This window comes from Streptomyces fumanus, assembly GCF_014655295.1.
Taxonomy (GTDB): Bacteria; Actinomycetota; Actinomycetes; order Streptomycetales; family Streptomycetaceae; genus Streptomyces; species Streptomyces fumanus.
In genome coordinates this window covers 13,852-28,835 of sequence record NZ_BNBI01000025.1, presented here as the reverse complement: position 1 = coordinate 28,835, position 14,984 = coordinate 13,852, and the positions used below count along the sequence as shown (strand labels likewise).

17 protein-coding genes are annotated in these 14,984 nt (G+C 70.2%); 10 read left to right on the top strand and 7 right to left on the bottom strand.

What is annotated here, in order from left to right:
* Positions 1 to 53: 53 nt before the first annotated feature.
* From IE316_RS34680 to IE316_RS34650, 7 genes are all read right to left on the bottom strand, one after another.
* Positions 54 to 533, bottom strand: a complete 480-nt coding sequence (locus IE316_RS34680; RefSeq protein ID WP_229910696.1) for a conjugal transfer protein TraB — start codon at positions 531 to 533, stop codon at positions 54 to 56.
* Positions 534 to 544: 11 nt separating this feature from the next.
* Positions 545 to 2,689, bottom strand: coding sequence for a hypothetical protein (locus IE316_RS34675; RefSeq protein ID WP_190208546.1), 2,145 nt, complete (start codon positions 2,687 to 2,689; stop codon positions 545 to 547).
* Positions 2,690 to 2,995: 306 nt separating this feature from the next.
* Positions 2,996 to 3,220, bottom strand: coding sequence for a hypothetical protein (locus tag IE316_RS34670; protein WP_229910695.1), 225 nt, complete (start codon positions 3,218 to 3,220; stop codon positions 2,996 to 2,998).
* Positions 3,221 to 3,223: 3 nt separating this feature from the next.
* Positions 3,224 to 3,781: a hypothetical protein gene (locus IE316_RS34665; RefSeq protein WP_190208545.1), complete on the bottom strand. Its 558-nt coding sequence runs from the start codon at positions 3,779 to 3,781 to the stop codon at positions 3,224 to 3,226.
* An 84-nt stretch (positions 3,782 to 3,865) separates the two neighbouring features.
* Complete coding sequence (locus IE316_RS34660) at positions 3,866 to 5,677, bottom strand: coiled-coil domain-containing protein (protein WP_190208544.1); 1,812 nt, start codon at positions 5,675 to 5,677, stop codon at positions 3,866 to 3,868.
* 58 nt (positions 5,678 to 5,735) lie between these two features.
* Positions 5,736 to 6,038, bottom strand: coding sequence for a hypothetical protein (locus IE316_RS34655; RefSeq protein WP_190208543.1), 303 nt, complete (start codon positions 6,036 to 6,038; stop codon positions 5,736 to 5,738).
* Positions 6,039 to 6,150: 112 nt separating this feature from the next.
* Positions 6,151 to 6,537, bottom strand: a complete 387-nt coding sequence (locus IE316_RS34650) for a hypothetical protein (protein ID WP_190208542.1) — start codon at positions 6,535 to 6,537, stop codon at positions 6,151 to 6,153.
* A gap of 494 nt (positions 6,538 to 7,031) precedes the next feature.
* On the opposite strand from IE316_RS34650, the gene IE316_RS34645 reads away from it, so the two are divergent.
* From IE316_RS34645 to IE316_RS34600, 10 genes are all read left to right on the top strand, one after another.
* Positions 7,032 to 7,832 (top strand): GntR family transcriptional regulator, encoded by an 801-nt coding sequence (locus IE316_RS34645; protein ID WP_190208541.1) that lies wholly within the window; start codon positions 7,032 to 7,034, stop codon positions 7,830 to 7,832.
* A complete protein-coding gene (locus IE316_RS34640) occupies positions 7,829 to 8,416 on the top strand; it encodes a GNAT family N-acetyltransferase (RefSeq protein ID WP_190208540.1) in 588 nt (195 codons plus the stop codon). The genes IE316_RS34645 and IE316_RS34640 overlap by 4 nt, the downstream gene beginning before the upstream one ends.
* Positions 8,417 to 8,972: 556 nt before the next feature.
* Positions 8,973 to 10,277, top strand: a complete 1,305-nt coding sequence (locus IE316_RS34635) for a hypothetical protein (RefSeq protein WP_190208539.1) — start codon at positions 8,973 to 8,975, stop codon at positions 10,275 to 10,277.
* 88 nt (positions 10,278 to 10,365) lie between these two features.
* The gene (gene dnaB, locus IE316_RS34630) at positions 10,366 to 11,763 is read left to right on the top strand and encodes a replicative DNA helicase (protein WP_190208538.1); all 1,398 of its coding nucleotides are present in this window, start codon (positions 10,366 to 10,368) and stop codon (positions 11,761 to 11,763) included.
* A complete protein-coding gene (locus IE316_RS34625; RefSeq protein WP_190208537.1) occupies positions 11,741 to 12,007 on the top strand; it encodes a hypothetical protein in 267 nt (88 codons plus the stop codon). Before dnaB ends, IE316_RS34625 begins: the two co-directional genes overlap by 23 nt.
* Positions 12,004 to 12,294, top strand: a complete 291-nt coding sequence (locus tag IE316_RS34620; protein WP_190208536.1) for a hypothetical protein — start codon at positions 12,004 to 12,006, stop codon at positions 12,292 to 12,294. Before IE316_RS34625 ends, IE316_RS34620 begins: the two co-directional genes overlap by 4 nt.
* Positions 12,287 to 12,583 carry a hypothetical protein gene (locus IE316_RS34615; RefSeq protein WP_190208535.1) on the top strand — a complete coding sequence of 99 codons (297 nt, stop codon included), beginning with the start codon at positions 12,287 to 12,289 and terminating at the stop codon, positions 12,581 to 12,583. Before IE316_RS34620 ends, IE316_RS34615 begins: the two co-directional genes overlap by 8 nt.
* 584 nt (positions 12,584 to 13,167) lie before the next feature.
* Positions 13,168 to 13,512 carry a hypothetical protein gene (locus IE316_RS34610; protein ID WP_229910694.1) on the top strand — a complete coding sequence of 115 codons (345 nt, stop codon included), beginning with the start codon at positions 13,168 to 13,170 and terminating at the stop codon, positions 13,510 to 13,512.
* A gap of 90 nt (positions 13,513 to 13,602) precedes the next feature.
* Positions 13,603 to 14,172: a hypothetical protein gene (locus IE316_RS34605; RefSeq protein ID WP_229910693.1), complete on the top strand. Its 570-nt coding sequence runs from the start codon at positions 13,603 to 13,605 to the stop codon at positions 14,170 to 14,172.
* A gap of 138 nt (positions 14,173 to 14,310) precedes the next feature.
* Positions 14,311 to 14,814, top strand: coding sequence for a hypothetical protein (locus tag IE316_RS34600; RefSeq protein WP_190208534.1), 504 nt, complete (start codon positions 14,311 to 14,313; stop codon positions 14,812 to 14,814).
* Positions 14,815 to 14,984: the final 170 nt, after the last annotated feature.

Genomic DNA, 14,984 nt, shown 5'->3' with positions numbered 1-14,984 from the left:
CCTCCCGCGGGGCTTTCCGCTCCGACGCCTACACGGCCGGGGCGGCTGTTCGGTTACTTGACTTCGTTGAATCCGGGCTTTGGCTGCTGCACGCCCATGGACTGCACGGTCTCGTAGATCCCGCCGTATTCGCTCTGGTGGGAGTCGGCGAAGCCCTGCGCGTCCATCTGCATCTGGTCGGCGGCGTTCACCAGGTCGCCCGATTCTTCGGCGACTTCCCGCAGCGAGTTGGCGCCTTCCATGATGAGAGCGGTGAATCGCGGCTCGACTTCTGCCGCGTCACACATCTCCGACATGTGGCTCGCCTTATCGGCGTTGCGGCGAAAAAGGCTCTGGAGAATCCAGATCTTCTCTTTGAGCCACAGCGCCCGTGCGGCGAGCGTGATGACGGCAGCTCCGAGGCTGACGAAGCCCAGGTTGCTGTCCGGGATCGCCGGGAGGTTGTCGCCGCCGGCGGGGACCGCAGGGACGTAGCTGTCGCGGGGGACGATCGACCCGGATACGACCTGGCCGGGCACGATTTCTCCGGACACGAGGTGACCTCCTAGTTCTCGTTGTGCACGCGGGCGGACGGGGTGCGAAGGCCCGCATCAGCGGTCGCCTGGGTGAGCGGCCGGTACGCGTCGTCCATCTCGGTCTTCGCGATCTCGCACGTCTCGGCCGCGTGGAGCGATTTGACCGACATCCCCTCGGCCTTGCGGGAGAGGACTTCCATCGAGTCGGCGAGCTTGCGCATCGCCCAGGCGGTGACGCGGCCCCTGACGTTGTGCTTGGCGGCCAGCCGGACGGACACCTCGTCCAGCGTGTACATCAGCTCCTTGGCCTTCCCGGAGAGCTGGAGGCATTCATCGTGCGCGGCGAACGCCTCCGAGACCACCTCGTCCAGGAAATCCACAACGTCATCGAGCGTGACTTCCGTCGCGTGCTCGGGGTCCATGCCGTCGTCCATCGCGGTCGTGACGGCTCCGGTTTGCACGGCGGGCGCGTTGCCCACTGGCGCCTCCTTCATGTTCGTGGTGGGACTGCCGTTTCCGGCGGGGAGGCCGCGGGTTCCGGTGGTCAAGGGCTCACGCGGGGAGGCTTGGTAGCCGGGCGGGAAGACCTGCTCAGTCACCCACACCTCCTGTTGCTGTGGGTCGGTGTCCCGCATGGAGTCGTAGGCGCTGCGCCGTTCCCCGCGCGGCGGCGGGGTGTAGAACTTCCAGCCGCTCCCGGCCGATCCGGCGGTGTCCTCCGCCTTGGCTCGGGCCCGTTCACTCGTGCGGCGGGCCCGCTCCTTGCGGCTGGCCTTGCGCCGGTCGGCGGGGCCGGTGCCCGAGGCGGAGCCGCCGCGCTTCTTCGACTTCGGCTTCACCCGGACCTTCTTCCTGTCGGGCCGGGACCTCTTCGTGCCGCCGCCGGGCTTCGGCTTCTTGGTCAGGTCGACCTTGGGTGTGGTGCCGCCGCCGGGCTTCGGCTTCTTGGTCAGGTCGACCTTGGGTGTGGTGCCGCCGCCGGGCTTCGGCTTCTTGGTCAGGTCGACTTTCGGCCCGGCCGGTACTGACCCGCCGCTCTTGCCTCCCTTCTTCTTCGACTTCTTACGCTTGACCGCGGTCAGCACCGGCGGGGCGAGGTTCTTGCGGCGCTTCTTCAACCGGTGCCGTGCCGCCTTAGCTACGGCCTGCCCGAGCGTCGTACGGTCCGCGTCGGCGGCGGCCGCCGTCTCTTTCTCCTTCCGACGGGCCTTGGCCCGGGCCTTGCGTGCCTGCTGCTTGGCCTCGAAGCGGTCCTGGCGGACCTGCTCCCTGCGGGCCTGCTTCGCGTCGGCCCGGGCGTTGCGGACCCGGTCCTTGGTGTCCTGCCGGGCCGCCTGCCGGGCCGCCTGCCGCTGGTTCTTGCCGTCCTGCCGTGCGACGGCCCGATCCTGGCGGCCGCGGGCTCGCTCCAGTGCCGGGCTGGACTTCTGCGAGCTGGGGGACTTGCCGCCCGAGGGCGACTTGATCCCCGACCCCGAGCTGCTGCCGTTCTTCCCGGACGAGCCGTTCTTCCCGGAGCCCGGAGTCTTCGAGCCGCCCTTGCCCTTGCCCTTGCCGCCGACCGAGCCGAGCCCGGTGGACGTCTTCGGTGGTGAGGTCTTCTTGCCGCCCGGAGTCAGCCCACTGCCCGATCCGCCCTTGCCGCTGCGGCCGGGCCCGGTCCCGCCGGCGCCCTTGCTGCCGCCGGTTCCGCCTCCCTTGCCGCCACCTCCCATGAGGGAGCCGCGGCCGCCGCCGAGCGACTTGCGGCCGAAGTCCTGGCTGGAGGGGATCGACTTGCCGCGCTGCTGCGCCTTGTCGCCGATGCTCTGCATGGCAAGGGCGTGCTTGGCGGCGGCTTCCTCACCCGCGAGCCGGTGCTTGAGGCGGGCCTCGCGCAGCGGGGCCAGCTCCTCCGCCCGTTCCTGGCGCCGCTGGCGCCACTCCGTCAGGGCCGTCGCGGTGCCCCGCAGCGCGGCGAGCGCGATGGCCAGGGTCGCCGCGAGGCCGAGGGCGGCGACGCCGGGGCCGTCCGCCTCGTCGTCACCGTCGTCCCGACGAGCGGACACCGTGCCCTCCGAGCGGAGAGCGACGGTGCCCGCGCTGCCGGTCGCCCCGGGCGTCGGCGGGAGCGTCGGGGTGAGGTCGGCCAGGGAGTCGGCCACCGACCGGCGCCGCCGGACCGGGATCACCATCCCGTCGCCGCCGCCCGTCTCCGGCCCGGGAGCCGGGGGAGGGGGTTCGGCGGGCGGGGCCGGGGGCGCCGGGGGAGCGGCGCCCGGGATCGGGGGGAGCCCCGGCGGGGCCCCACCCCGAGATCGGAAGGAGACGACGTTGCCGTTCCGGTTGTCGTCCCGAGGGTCATCAGCCACGTGCTCTCCAGGTTGACAGAGGGTGACCGGATAGGAGATCCTCGCGCGCCCGCGCGCCCGTGCGCCCGCGCGCCCGCCTTGACCCCCAAAAACCGGCCCGCCCCCGGGTGATGATGATGGTGATGACGCTTACGCGCCGTGACCGCCGTCGTGACGGCCGGTCCAGTTCTCCAGCGTCCGCGCGAGGTCATTCCACAATTCCGGATTGGCCTTGCAGATCGCGCGGGCCCGGTCCCACCAGGCATCTGCCAGACCCGCGTCACCGCGCGCTTGGACCTGCCGGGCCTGCCGCTCCGCCCAGTGGGCGGAGCGACGGGCCTGCCGGACCTCGGAGATCGAGGGCACCTGCGGCACTGATCAGGCTCCCTTGCGGTCGAACAAGTCGTTGACGCCCCGGACCGCGCGGCCGCCCGACGCCTCAACGGCGTCCTGACCTGCGCTTTCGCTGCTCTCCTCGGTGTCGCTGTCGGGCCGGGCGGTCATCGCGCCGATCGTCTTGTTCAACGACTTCGTGGCGAAGGTGTTCACCTGGTCGCGCCGGTCGGCCTTCGCCTTGGCCTTGGCCGCCCGCTGACCGGGCAGGGCCTGGATGGTGCGGACGTAGTCGGCGTACGCGGTGCGCAGACCCTCCGCCCCCCGCGCCGCCTCCCGCGAGCCTTTGACCAGGCGGTTTAGGTGCTTCTCGACTTTCCGGGCCCGCCGCAGGGCCGACCACCTGCCGTCTCCCTCCACGTGCTGGGAGCGCAGGACGGCCTGGAACATCGCCCGGGCCGCCTCGTACTCGCTGTGGTCGTCGTTGTGTACGCGCTGCCGGTCCAGCGTCCAGGTGGTCAGGTGGTCCAGGTTGAGCAGGGGCCGGAACTCCGCCGGCACCCGGTTCAGGACCTCGTTGTTCATGTGCTCGATCTCGGGCACGGGTGATCTCCTCTCAGGGGGTTGGGGCCCGCCGACTCTCGGGGGCAGTGGCGGGCCCGGTCCGCGACGTACGCGCCGCGTGGGTCAGCGAGCGGCGAGGTGCTTCTCTCGGTCCGCGGGGCTCAAGAGCCCCGCTTCGTCCAGCAGCCGTACGGCTCGGTCGCGGTTGCACCCGACGGCCGTACGGGCGGCGTTGACGGTGACGAACCCGTCCTCCCCGCGGGGCAGGCCCCGCAGGATCTCGATCGCCTCTGCGTCCGTACGGGCCGCCGCCGTACGGCCGCCCGTACGGGGAGCGTCCGTACGGTCCGTACGGGTCTTTGCCGTACGGGCCGCCGTACGGTCCGTACGGGTCTTTGCCGTACGGGCCGCCGTACGGTCCGTACGGGGTGTGTCCGTACGGTCCGTACGGGCAGGGTCCGTACGGTGCGGCTCAGGGCTCGCCGTACGGTCCGGCTCGCCCCGTTCGGCGGACGGGTCGGCCGCGTCCGCCCCGGGCTTGGCGGGCACCGTCGCCTTCTCCTCGTGGTCGTTCTCCAGGAGGCGGTGAACCCGCCAGACGATGGCGACGACGACGAGGACCGCGACGACGATGAGCCCGATGCTCGGGTGCTGTTTGCCGTCGACCACCGTCACGCCCGTGCCCGTCATGTCGGCCACGTGGTAGGTGATGTTGGTGGCGGCCATCAGCCCGAGCGCGTACGGCACGTCCTTCCGCATGCGGAAAGCCGTGACCGCATAGACGTCCAGGCCGACCGGCATTGCCCATCCCAGGTCTCCGAACGGGGTGCTGCCCAGTCCGACCATCCGGGCGAAGGCCCACTCACCGGAGGCGGTCAGGGCGATCACGGCCGCGAGCGCGATCCAGATGCTGCCCTGCTTGATGACCTCTCCCCGGTCCCGGGTCCGCTTAAGGCTGGCCGCGCGCTTTTCGGCGATGCGGCGGGCCTCGCGGGCGGCGTCCAGTTCGCGGTTGGCGTCCGCGAGCTTGGCGTCCGCCTCCTTGCGCACCGCGCCGGCGGCGGTCCGAGCTTCCTCCTCCGCGTCCCGACGCAGCGCCTCGAACTCGGCTGCGAGCCGAGCCCGCTGCGCCTGCCGCTCCCGCTCGTGCTGTTCGCCGAGCTGACGGAACTGGCTCTCGATGTCCGCCCGGGCGGCGTCCACCTCCTCGCGGTAGGCCGCGAGTTCGGCGTCGATCTCCGCGCGGCGGGCGCTCAGCTCCTCGTCCAGGTCGAGCCGGGCCGACCGACGTGTCAGCTCCAGCTCCGAGTCGAGGGCGGCCCGCGCCGTCCGGATCTCCACCGCTTGGTCCTGCGCCTCACCGAGGATGCGGGCGGCGTCGTCCAGGGCCTTGCGGTAGGCGGCCTCCGCCGAGGCGCGGCGCAGCTCCACCAAGGCGTTCGCCCGGTCTTCCGCCTCGGCGAGCACAACGCTCACCTGCTTCTCGGCGTCGGCGAGCAGGCTCTTGGCCTGCCCCTCGGCGGCCGCCATGACCTCTTCGGTCCCGACGGCTGCCTCGCTCCGGGCCCGGTCGAGGATCGCCTCCGCGTCGCTGCGGGCACCGGCGCGGATAGTATCCGCGTCGCCCTCGGCTCGGCGCAGCCGCTCCCCGGCCTCCTCGGCGGCGTCCACCAGGACGCGCTTGGCGTCGGCGGCCGCCACCCGGCGGATCTGCTCCACCTCGCTCTTGGCGGCCTGGATGAGCGCCGCCGCTTCCTGAGCCCCCGTCCACCGGGCGCCGTCGATCACGTCGGCGGCGCGGTCACGGAGATCCGCGAGGGCCTCGCTGTCTTCCCGCGCCCCCGATTTCGGCGGCGGGGCCGCCACCTTGGCCGGGCGGCGCGGCGGCTTCGTCTTCCGGGCGTTGGCGTTGCGGGCTGGCTTTCGGGCCCCCACACCGACCTCCTCTCATGCAGGTGGCCGCCTCCCGGCGGCCACCTCGGTGTTCGGTCCGTCAGCCCCGCACGCGGCGGGCGGCGGTGCGGCCAACAGCATTGGCCGCGGTCGAGATCCACTCCACGGCGCTGCTGGCGCGCTCAACCAGCGCGTGGTCACCGGCCCGCCTACACGCGGACTCGATGACCGAGCAGCGGTCGTCCACCCAGTCGGTGAGCGCCTCCAGTCGCGCAGGAGTACGGTTCTGCACCGCCCACAGCAGCTCACCGAGGACGTAGAACAGCATCGCCACGCCGGTCCACATCAGTAGCGTCAGCCGCAGGCGGAGCCGGGCCAGCAAGCCGGAGGCGTTCACCGTCACCGTCGTCCTCCGAGCTTGGTCATGGCCTGGCCGTGACGCTGCAAGTCGGCTTGTGCCTGCTGTCGTGATTCCTCTGCTTTGCGAGCCGCCTCGGCAGACTCTGACGCGGTGCTCACAGCAGGTCGGAGGGGTCGGCGTCGGCGGTGCCGGTCAACACCGCCAGTTCCCTGGGGCTCACCCACGTCGGCGGGATCACCACCTTCATGGTGACCGTGCGCTCGCACATCGAGCCGAGAACGATGAGCTGCCCGGTGCCCGACTGGACCGGACGGGCGTCGTCGATCTCTTCCAGCAGCGCCGGCAGGACCGTCACCGCGTCTGCGGTGACGGTGATCGTGGCGACGATGCGCGAGGGCGCCACCTCGAAAGCGACACGTACGCCGAGGCGGGCCAGCTTCTGGATCGAGGCGTAGAGCGGGAAGACCTCGTTGACGGTCTCTTGGACCTCCTGGGCGATCCCGGTGGACGACAGGGGCATGTCGGCGGGCATGATGGTCATGCGGATCGGTTCCTTCGCTGGTAGATCCGTGGACCCCCGGCACATATGGCGCTGCAATCGCCGTGTCGGGGGTCGCGCCGTACGGAGGACGGCGCGGCAGGCGAGCGGGGACTCGAACCCCTGTCTCCGGAGAGCCCGAACCAGTCGGGCACGCCCCTCATGACCTGTGCCTTTGAATGCCGCCGGGCGCCCCTCCATAGGAGGAGGCCCGGCGGAATTCCGGCCCAATTACTCATCTTCGGCACGCTGTTGAGTTCTCAAGAAGCGGACGCCCCTGCACCGGCCTTCCGTCATTCGACGTTGGTTCCGAACCGCTATGCGGCGTAAGCAGTGCGTATCATCCACGCATCACAGATCATCTGGCCGGATTGCATTGACCAGACAATGCGTTGCGAGGACGACTCTCGCATCCGCTGAGCGCCACGTCAAGCACATCAACCAGTCTCCACACATTGACTGGACAATGCGTGAGGTGGAGCTGTACACATGACGGCATGAAGCCCGCGCCCGTCTACCAACAGATCGCTGATGATCTCCGCCGTCAGATTTCCGACGGCACGTTCCCGCCCGGCTCCCAGGTGCCCACCGAGGCTGAACTTCTTGAGAAGTACGGTGAGCTGCACGGAGTCCGCTCCCGGCAGACCATCCGGCAAGGCTTGGGCGTGCTCGTGCACGAAGGTCTGATCGAGGCTCGCCGCCCGAAGGGCTACTTCGTCATCCAGCGCAAGCGGCTCGTCTACCGGCCCCAGGCGGAGCTGAGGCAGAAGCCGCCCGAGATCGACGTCTTCACGAACCTGGTCCAGGAGGAGGACGGTCGGACGCCGTCACAGGACATCGAGGTCTCGATCGTCAACCCGTCTCACATGATCCGCGAGCGTCTGGGTCTTGAGCCGGGCGAGCTGGCTGCGGCCCGCCGGCGAGTGCGCAAGCTCGATGACGTCCCGTACAACCTCAACGACTCGTACGTGCGCCTTTCGCTCGTCCAGGGGACCGACTTCATGCACCCTGGCGACGTTGCGCGCGGTACGAACGCAGTGCTGGGGGAGCTGGGGCACGAGCTGGTCTACGGCTTCCACGAGTTCTACCTCCGGATGCCTATGCCGGACGAGGTGCAGCGCCTTCAGCTTGGGGCGGGCGTCCCTGTCGCTGAGCACCTGTCGACCACCTTCGACAGCGAGGGCAACGCGGTTCAGGTCACCGTGAACCTCATCCCCGGCGACCGGCACGTGATCGTGTTCGAGACCCACCGCGGGGCTGAAGCGAACGCGCCTCGCATCCCGTGGGGGAACCCGTGATCATCGTTCCTGCCGAGGAGGCCGACCTTCCCCGGCTGATCAAGTTCCGCGCCGACGCGTCCGCGTGGTTGCAGGACCTCGGCACCGACCAGTGGGCCAAGCCTTTCCCAGCCGACCACATTCTCGGCTCGATCCGTCGCGGCGAGGTCTTCATGATCCGCGAAACGCCGCGTGCTGACGCTGCGGCCACGATCACCCTGGACCGTGACGCTGACACCCGCCTGTGGACTTCGGAAGAGATCGCGGAGCCTGCCCTGTACGTGCACAAGCTCGCCGTGGACCGTGCTTACGCCGGCATGGGACTCGGCAGCGCACTCCTGGACTGGGCGGGTGAAGAGGCTGTCCAGCAGGGGGCCAAGTGGCTCCGGCTGGACGCTTGGAGCACGAACCGGCGGCTCCATGCCTACTACCTCGAACGCGGCTTCACCCACGTCCGGACCGCCGACGATCCCGAAGTGGTTTCGGGCTGGGCAGCGCAGCGACCGGCTGAGTTCCGGTCAGGTCTTGGTGCGACACACCGGCTGACGTCCCGTTCGGCGCCGTCGCCGAACGGGAGAGGGCATGATGGCACCGCATCCGAGTAACCGCGTGCGCGCGGTGAAGCCCACGGAAATTGAGGCTCCAGACATGACGTGCCCAGCCGCATCGCCCTTCACCCCCACGCGGGCGCCCTTCCCCCCACACGGAAAACGCGTTCACCGGTGGGCAGGGTGCGGGGCAAGATCGGTGGATGCCACGTTCAGTGCCGTCGCGTCGCCGGTTCATCCGCTGGCGCGGTCGCCCGCCCAGCCGGACCCGCGCCCTGATACGCCGATGGCCGCCCTGCCTGCCAGCAGAACGGCCATCTAGATCGACTCCCAGCCTCCACAGCGCGAGTCGTTAGGTCGGCGATGACGCCGGGGCCCGAGCCTAGCCACAGGCCCGAGGTCACCACTCCCAGGATAGAACGAGTAGGCCCAACACGCAGCAGCGTGCCCCCGCTCAACGTCTCTTTTTCTGTCACTTGCCGGTCTGCGACTCCCCAAACCTCTAGGGGAGACCCCACACGATGTTCGAGATCCACCCGACGCCACGCAGCGTCGCGACGCCAACTCTCACGGTCGCGTCCGTTGCGGGCTCGGTCGCCGAGGCGGTGACGCCGTGAAGCGCCCGAAGAAGGCCCTGGCCGCCGCCGTTCAGCCGGACGACGAGGAGTTGTTCGAGTTCTCCGGCACCATCACCGACTACTGGTCGTACACGCAGATCCGCGACTACGTGATGCTGATGCCGGGGATGACGCACACCGCGTACCGGCTCTACAGCCTGCTGCGGTCGATGATCGCCGAGGCGTCTCGCAGGCGGGACGAGCCGTGGAACGGCGGCATGCGGCGCATGACGATCGATCAGCTCTGCTGGCTGCTGCCCGGCCCGAAGGACAAGCCGATCAGCGTCTCCACCATGTACGAGACCCTGGGCACGCTGGAGGAACTCAACCTCGTCGTGCCGAAGGACGCGCTGGAGGTGGAGGGCATCAGCCAGCTCAAGGGTAAGCAGCGGGCCGCCAAGGGCATCTCCCGCGGCTTCATCGTCAACGACCTGCGCCCCGACGCCGCGTACACCGGGTGGCGCAACGCGTGGGACAAGCTCGACGCCTATCGGCCGGACTGGCGGGAGAACCCGCCGGCGCCGCCCACCCACCTCACTGAGATCGAGACCACGCCGAACGGTCAGATCCGGGCTCGGGTGCGGCTGGTCGACGCTCACGGCGAGCCGTTCCAGAAAACTGGAACGCCGCAGGTCGGAGCCCCTGAGACTGTCTCGTTCCAGAAAACTGGAACGCCAGCCCAGAAAACTGGAACGCCAGCCCAGATTTCTGGAACGGATCTTCCCCTGACCAGCGAAAACGATCACCCTCTAAGAAGCTCTCTCGAAGAAGCTTCTCTCTCTGGTGACCCGGGTGCCCCAACGGTCCCCTCCGTCACGGCCGGGACCGGGACGGAACGAGGAGAGGAGACTTCGGCTTCGCCGGAGAACGACACCGCCCCCTCGGCTGCCGCCGAGGAGCCGGACACCCACGACGACGTGCGGGTGGCGGAGGCATGGATCGCCTCCCGCCAGAAGCACGGTCACGGGGTACCGGCCCGCAGCCGGGTTGCGATGATCCGAGACGCGGCTGCGCTGCTCGCCGACGGCATCGACGTCGAGCACCTGGTCGCCGCGGCCGCCGACATGGGCAGCCGGGCTAACTGGTACTCGTTGGAGCGCCACCTGGAGCGGTTCGTCCCGCCGAAGACCGTGGTGCCCGGGCAGCGCCCGGCCATGCCCGACTGGTGCGGCAAGTGCAACGACGGCATGGAGCCCCGCCAGCCCGGCCAGAGGATGCGCGAGGGTGACGACGGCCGCCTGGTCCGGTGCGAGTGCCACCCGAGTCACCCCAGCAACGCCAGGGAGTCGGTGTTGGCCTAGAGCCTCCTCCGCAGCACAACGGCGGCAGGGGAGCCCGTGGAAAGGCCCCTGCCGCCGCTCGAATCACCCAGTCAGAAGGGATTCACCAATGAGCGTACCCACTCAGCACGACGGCATCGAGGACGAGGGCGGCTCGCTGTTCGATGAGGGACCGCAGCCCGTTCCGTTCGAGCGTGTACCCCCGAACGACGTGCCCGGCGAGCAGTGCGCGCTCGGCGGCATGCTCCTGTCGAAGGACGCGATCGGCGAGGTCAGCGAGACCGGTCTGACCAGCGAGGCGTACTACCGCCCCGCGCACGGCACCATCCACGACGCGATCATGGACATGTACGGGAAGGGTCAGCCGGTCGACCCGATCACGGTCGCGGCGTACCTGACGAAGTCCGGCGACATCGAGCGGATCGGCGGCGCGTCCTACCTGCACACCCTGGTGCAGGCAGTGCCGACGGCGGCAAACGCTTCGTACTACGCGGAGATCGTGGTCGAGCGGTTCAAGCTGCGGCGCCTGATCGAGGCGGGCACCCGGATCGTGCAGATGGGCTACGCGGCCGAAGGCGAGGTCTCCGATGTCGTCAACGCGGCGCAGGCCGAGATGCAGTCGGCGGCCCAGCTCGGCGCCGGCGGAGGGCTGGACCGGGTCGCGGCCGTGAGCGACATGCTGGAGGAATACCTCGCCAGCATGGACGCGCCGCCGCCCGAGCGTTTGCCCCTGCCGTATGCCGACCTTCAGGCCACCCTCCCGATGGAGCCCGGCGACCTGATCGTGATCGCAGCCCGACCGGCGATCGGTAAGTCCGTGGTGCTGCTCGACATTGCCCGGCACGTGGCGATCGAGCACCGCAGCCAGGTGCTGGTGTCGTCCATGGAGATGAGCCGCTCCCAGCTCATGGAGCGGATCATTGCGGCCGAGGCCCGCGTCCCGCTGAACCGGGTCAAGGACCGTCAGTACCAGAACGACGATCGGCAGCGCATTTACGACGCGGCTCTGCGGATCGACGGGGCGCCGCTGGTGGTGGACGACGGTCCGGCGGCAACCATCGTCCGGCTCCGTTCGCGGCTGCGCTGGCTCCAGGCGCAGGGCAAGCTCCCGCGCGTCCTGGTCGTGGACTATCTCCAGATCATGAAGGCATCCGGCAAAGGCGGACAGAACCGCACCGGCGAGGTGGACGAGATCAGCCGGGGTCTGAAGGAACTGGCCGGCGAATTCAGGATTATCGTCATCGCCGCGGCTCAGCTCAACCGTGAGGTGGAGAAGCGCGAGGACAAGAAGCCGATGATGGCCGACCTGCGCGAGTCGGGGGCGATCGAGGCCGAAGCCAACGCCGTCATCCTGCTGCACCGGCCCGACGCGTACGACAAGGAGCACGAACGAGCGGGCGAGATGGACCTGATCATCGGCAAGAACCGGCAGGGCCCGACGGGCACCGTAACTGTGGCCTTCCAGGGGCACTATGCCCGCGCCCGTGACCTCGGTACGGGCTTCTGACCTGCGTATCGCCGATCGCTCCTTCGCCCAGGTCCGCGAGGTTGTGAACGTGACGTCGATCGGCCACACGGACGCTGGCGCGATCCTCCGGCTGTGGGCCGAGCTGGCCGAAGCCATTGCCGAGGAGGCGGTCGCACGCCGAGCCGAGTGGGAAGCGGGGCGGGCCGCGGTTCCCGCGCAGCCGGTCGACGGCGGCCGCCGTGAGCGGGCAGACTCGGAGCAGACCGAGAGGGGCACGCGATGACTGCACAGCCGATCCACCCGCACGGGCCGGAGCGGGTGCCGCGCAACGCCGAGGGCATCGCGGCTGTCCTCGATGGCGCGCAGCGGATGGAGTTCTACCGCGAACTGCTGGCCGCCGCGCCCGAGGAGGCGGAAGGCGTCCTGCGGCGCTGGTGGTGCGAGGCGATGCTGGAAACCGACCCGGCCGGGGATCGGCTGACCGCGGCCGCACTGGACGGGACGCTGCCCACGACTGCGGTCGGCGATGTGATCGAGCGCCGCCGCTCGGCGGGCCTGCCCGTTGAGTGAGCCGCACGGCGAGGAGCCGGCGGGTCTGCCCTGCGTGTTGTCGGAGGAGGTCACCGAACTCCTCATGGACAAGAGCCTGCCCGGCGCGGTGTTCGGTGCGATCGTGGCCGCCACGGTCGTGATCAACGAGACGAGAGGTGAGGTGCCGGGCAGCACCGCGTCGGCGAAGTGGCCGCAGCAGCGGCGCATGCCGCTCGGCGCGGACGGCTCGCTCGGCATCGCTGAGTACGTCATCGTCGCCGACGCCCACCCGCCGCACATCGTCCTCACCCGCGTGCAACTCTACTGACCCGGCCAGCCCGACCGGGGCCCGGCGAGACACCCGTCCGCCGGGCCCTTCGGCGTTCATGGCGGCGACGCCGGCGGGGGTGACGGGGTGGGTGCGGGTTTAAGCACGCGGGGGCTCCGCCCCCACACCCCCGGCCCTCCACAGAGGGGAGGGGGCCGCCGTTTTTGATCTTGCGGCCCGTGGGCGGTGCTGGGGTGGGTGGGGTCGGGGGGTTCCCTCCGCGACGGGGCCCCCGGAGGGGACCACAGCCCGTGCCGGGGTGCCAGGCCAAGCCGCTACGCGGTCGCCTTCGGCGAGCCTGGCACCCCGACACGGCCCGCGGTCGGCTGCGCCTGCCCCGCCGCGGAGGGAACCCCCCGACCGGCCCGTCGTGCGGCGTTCCGCCGAGGGCAATTCCGGTCCTGTCGAGGCGCCGGAATCACCCCTGGAATTCTCTTCAAAATAGCCTCTGACCTGCTGTTTTGGGCGTGTCGAGAGTTGACCTACGGGCTAAAACTTGAGAGTATTGTCTACGTCGGAAGGGGGCGGGAATCCCCTCCCGGCACCGGGCTCCGGCCCACACCGAGAAATCTCAACGAAAGGCCATGTCCATGCTGGACCTCACCAACATCACCCGCCTGCCGATCATCGACTGCACGGCGATCGAGTCGGTCAACGCCGAGCTGCGGCCGGTCTACGACCGGATGCTGCGGACCTTCTCCGTCCAGCTCTGGAAGGACGGCGAGCCCAGCGGTATCCACGGCCTGACGGACAACTTCCGTTACGCCGACCAGCCGCTGGAGGCCATCGACGCCTTCCTCGCCGAGCGCGGCGTCCGCGCCCTCACCGACGACGAGGCGGTGCTGCTGTACGCCGGTCTCGTCCACGCCAAGGGCGGCCCGGACTGGGAGATCTTCCAGATGCAGCTCGCCGCCGCCGAGCAGCTCTGACCGGTCATCACACCCTGCGAGCGGGCGGGGGCGGGAATCCCCGCCCGCTCGCAGGGCCCGGCCACCGAACCACCTCAACAAGGAGCAACCATGAGCGCCACGACCTTGAAGACCCGCATCGGAGAGCCGGACATCGAGTGCCGCTATCCCGTGATCATCGGAGAGAACCGGGTCATCGGGCATGCCTACCGCTGGCACCGTGACTGGCTGGTCGTCACCAGCGAGGGTGAGCACAACCTCCGCCGCCCGCCCAAGGGCACCAAGGGCATCGACATGGCCGCCGCGTACCTCGCCGAGGAGTACGCCGCCGGTCGCGTCGCGGCCGTCGCGCTGGACCTGCTGCTCGCCGAGGCGCCCCAGCCGCTGAACGGCCCGGTGCCCCTGCTGCACCCGCGGATGCCCGCCAGTGACCGCAACCGCGCGGGGGCGAAGACCGCGTTCGCCGGTCTGGCCGAGCAGCGCTGGCGGCCCGTGCTCCACGGCTTCCCGGGGTCGGACAACCCGTGGTACCTGCTGTGCGAGCTGTGCGGCTGGTCCGGTGTCCGCTACTGGAGCCACCACCGCGGGCGCAACGGCAACCCGCCGTCCGCCCACCGTCACGACGGCGGATGCATCGGCGAGGACAGGGTCCGCGCGCTGATCCCCGCCTACCGGAAGTAGCCCGTCGTCTGCCGGGCCCGGATCTCCCCGGGCCCGGCGGCATCGGCCACACCAGACCGCCCGGGCGCCGGCGGGGCGGGAATCCCGCCGCCGCCCGGGGTGCACCGAGAAGCCTCAACCCCCTGGAAGGAACCCGACATGACCGTCTTCGAGCCGACCGAGCAGGCCCGCGCCGCCGCCGTCCGGGCCGCCGCGCTCGCCGACATCGCCCGCCGCCGCACACTGGTCGCCTCCGCCTGGAACGGCCGCGAGCTGATCAATGTCGCCGAGTTGCTCGACGTCGTCATGCTGTCGCTCTACGAGGAGGAGCCGACCCGCCCGGGCGGCATCTGCGAGAGCGCCCGGCTCGCCCTGGCCGACGCCGAGGCCACCGCCGCCGAGACTCCGGGCACCGGTTTCCCGGTGGGCTTCGGGCAGTACGTCACGCACGCCCTGGACCGCCGTCCGTTGACGGTCCCGGCCCTCCCCGTCCTGACTGGCTGGAGCCTCGCCGACGAGGACGCCCAGCTTGTGGCCGCGCTGGACGCCCTGCACGGCCACCTCGCCACAGCCGCCACCGAGGCGGTCGCCCTGGCCCTGCTGGAGGCCGTGTTCGCTCTGCACGGCAAGCGTGCCGACCTCGCCCAGCTCTCCCACGGCTGACGTGCCGTCCATCCCGGCCCGCCGCTCGTGCGGCGGGCCGGGGGAGGGGGTCTGAGCTGCGGAGAGCTTGACTTGGACCCCAAAACTTGAGAGTATTGTCTACGTCGGAAGGGGGCGGGAATCCCCTCCCGGCATCGGGCCCCGGGCCCACACCGAACACACCTCAACGC